3 protein-coding genes are annotated in these 3,222 nt (G+C 71.7%); all 3 read left to right on the forward strand.

Going from position 1 to position 3,222, the window contains the following annotated elements:
• A partial coding sequence (locus ABFX54_RS56255; RefSeq protein WP_346115548.1) for a leucyl aminopeptidase occupies window positions 1-1,195 on the forward strand: 1,195 nt, incomplete at its 5' end.
• 51 nt (window positions 1,196-1,246) lie between these two features.
• On the forward strand, window positions 1,247-2,611 hold the full coding sequence (gene lpdA / locus ABFX54_RS56260) for a dihydrolipoyl dehydrogenase (protein ID WP_346115549.1): 1,365 nt from the start codon (window positions 1,247-1,249) through the stop codon (window positions 2,609-2,611).
• A 38-nt stretch (window positions 2,612-2,649) separates the two neighbouring features.
• The coding region (locus ABFX54_RS56265) for a biotin/lipoyl-containing protein (protein WP_346115550.1) at window positions 2,650-3,222 on the forward strand (573 nt) is incomplete at its 3' end.

The following is a 3,222-nucleotide window of genomic DNA, read 5'->3' on the forward strand; positions in this document are numbered from 1 at the left end:
GCTCGCCCTCGGCGCCGCCCTGCGCGCGCTGGTCAGCACCTCCCGCGCCCTGCTCGCCCTGCCGGCCGGCACCGCGGCCGAGGCCGAGGCGGCCCTGCTCGGCGGGCTGCTCGGCGCCTACTCCTTCTCCCGTTACCGCACGAACGGCGAGCAGAAGGCGCCGGTGGCCGAGCTCACCGTGGTCACCGACCAGTCCGAGGAGGTCGCCGAGCGCGCGAGCGTGCTGGCCGAGTCGGTCTCCCTCGTGCGCGACCTGGTCAACACGCCTCCGTCCGACCTGTGGCCGGCCAAGTTCGCCGAGCTCGCCGAGCAGGCGGGCGGCAAGGCCGGGCTGAGCGTCGAGGTGCTGGACGACAAGCAGCTCAAGGACGGCGGCTACGGCGGCCTCATCGGCGTCGGTCAGGGCTCGGTCAACCCGCCGCGCCTGGTCCGCCTGGCCCACAGCCACCCCGAGGCGGCCAAGACGCTCGCCTTCGTGGGCAAGGGCATCACGTTCGACTCGGGCGGCCTGTCGCTCAAGCCGTCGGCCTCCATGGACTGGATGAAATCCGACATGGGCGGCGCGGCCGCGGTGCTCGGAGCGGTGATCGGCATCGCCAGGCTCGGCCTGCCGGTCAACGCCGTCGGCTACCTCTGCCTGGCAGAAAACCTGCCGAGCGGCACCGCGCAGCGCCCCTCCGACGTCATCCACAGCTACAGCGGCAAGACCGTCGAGGTGCTCGACACCGACGCCGAGGGCCGCCTGGTGCTCATGGACGGCATCGCGCGCGCCGCCGAGGACAGCCCCGACCTGATCGTCGACGTGGCCACCCTCACCGGCGCCCAGATCGTCGCGCTCGGCTGGCGCACCGCCGGCGTCATGTCCAACGACGACGCCGTACGCGAGCTCGTGGTCGAGGCCGCGGGCGAGGCGGGCGAGGGCGCGTGGGGCATGCCGCTGCCCGAGGAACTGCGCAAAGGTCTCGACTCGCCCATCGCCGACATCGCCAACCTCCAGCCGGAGCGATGGGGCAGCATGCTGGCGGCGGGCATCTTCCTCAAGGAATTCGTGCCCCAGGGGGTGCGCTGGGCCCACATCGACATGGCCGGCCCCGCGTTCAACAAGGGCGAACCGTACGGTTACATCCCGAAGGGCGGCACGGGCGCCTTCACCCGCACCCTCATCGGACTCGCAGAGCGGCACGCGAGCATCTGAAACAAATGAAAAGATGACGGCATCACGAACACCCCGACAAGGAGCCTTCCTGTGGCCTATGACATCGTCGTCCTAGGGGGCGGCAGCGGCGGTTACGCCTGCGCGCTAAGGGCGGCCGAGCTGGGCAAGTCGGTCGCCCTGATCGAGCGGGACAAGATCGGCGGCACCTGCCTCCACAGGGGATGCATCCCCACGAAGGCCCTGCTCCACTCCGCCGAGGTCGCCGACGAGACCCGCGAGAGCGCCTCCTTCGGCGTCAAGGCGAGCTTCGAGGGCATCGACGTCCAGGGCGTCCACGCCTTCAAGGACAAGATTGTCACGCGCGCCTGGAAGGGCGTGCAGGGCCTGCTCAAGGGCGCCGGCGTGACGGTCGTCGAGGGCGAGGGCCGCCTGGTCGGCACCGACAGGATCCAGGTCGGCTCCGAGGTCTACGAGGGCCGCAACCTCGTCCTGGCCACCGGCTCCGCGCCCAAGACCCTGCCCGGCCTGGAGATCGACGGCGAGCGGGTGATCACCAGCGAGCACACGCTCAAGATGGACCGCGTGCCCGCCTCCGTGATCGTGCTGGGCGGCGGCGTCATCGGCGTCGAGCTGGCCAGCGTCTACCGTTCCTTCGGCGCCGAGGTCACGATCGTCGAGGCGCTGCCGCACCTGCTGCCGACCGAGGAGGAGTCCAGCTCCAAGCTGCTGGAGCGGGCCTTCCGCCGCCGCGGCATCAAATACGAGCTGGGCGTCTTCTTCGACGGCGCCAAGACCACCGAGACGGGCGTGGTCGTCAGCCTGGCCAACGGCAAGACCCTCGACGCCGAGCTGCTGCTCGTCGCGGTCGGCCGCGGCGCGGTGTCGGCGGGCATGGGCTTCGAGGAGCAGGGCATCACCGTCGAGCGCGGCGCGGTCGTGGTCGACGAGCACTGCCAGACCTCCGTGCCCGGGATCTACGCCATCGGCGACCTGATCCCGACCCTGCAGCTCGCGCACGCCGGGTTCGCCGAGGGCATCATGGTGGCCGAGCACATCGCGGGCCTCAACCCGCCGCCGATCGACTACGCGGGCGTGCCGCGCATCACCTACTCCGACCCGGAGGTCGCCTCGGTCGGCATCACCTCCGCCCAGGCCGCCGAGCGCGGCATCGAGATCGTCGAGCAGGTCTACGACCTGGCGGGCAACCCCAAGAGCCAGATCCTCGGCACCTCGGGCGCCGTGAAGGTCATCGCCCAGAAGGACGGCCCCGTCGTCGGCGTCCACATGGTGGGCCGCCGCATCGGCGAGCTCGTCACGGAGGGCCAGCTCATCTACAACTGGGAGGCGCTGCCCGCAGAGGTCGCCCAGCTCATCCACGCACACCCGACCCAGTCCGAGGCGGTCGGTGAGGCGATGCTGGCCCTGGCCGGCAAGCCGCTGCACGTACACAACTAGTCCAGCCCTCGAGATCAGAACGCGAGAGAAGAATAACGATGCCGGTCTCCGTACAGATGCCCCAGCTCGGCGAGAGCGTGACCGAGGGCACGGTAACCCGTTGGCTGAAGAAGGAGGGCGAGCGCGTCGAGGCCGACGAGCCGCTCCTCGAGGTGTCCACCGACAAGGTCGACACCGAGATCCCGTCGCCGTCCGCGGGTGTCCTCACCAAGATCGTCGTGGCTGAGGACGAGACGGTCGAGGTCGGGGCCGAGCTCGCCGTCATCGACGAGAACGGCCAGCCCGGCGCCGCGGCGCCGGCTCCCGAGGCGGCCGCCCAGCCGGCTCCCGAGCCCGAGCCCGAGCCCGAGCCCGAGCCCGAGCCGGCTCCCCCGGTCTCCTCGATCCCGCAGCCGGCTCCCGCGCAGGCCGCCCCTGCCCCCGCTCCGGCGCCGGCCCCCCAGGCCGCTCCTCCGGCGCAGCCCGCCCCCGCCGCCGAGCCCGCCCCGGTCGCGTCCTCCGGCGACAGCCCCTACGTGACCCCGCTGGTCCGCAAGCTCGCCAACGAGCACGGCGTCGACCTCGACTCCGTCAACGGCACCGGCGTGGGCGGCCGGATCCGCAAGCAGGAC

It is taken from the genome of Nonomuraea maheshkhaliensis, assembly GCF_039529435.1.
Lineage (GTDB): Bacteria > Actinomycetota > Actinomycetes > Streptosporangiales > Streptosporangiaceae > Nonomuraea > Nonomuraea maheshkhaliensis.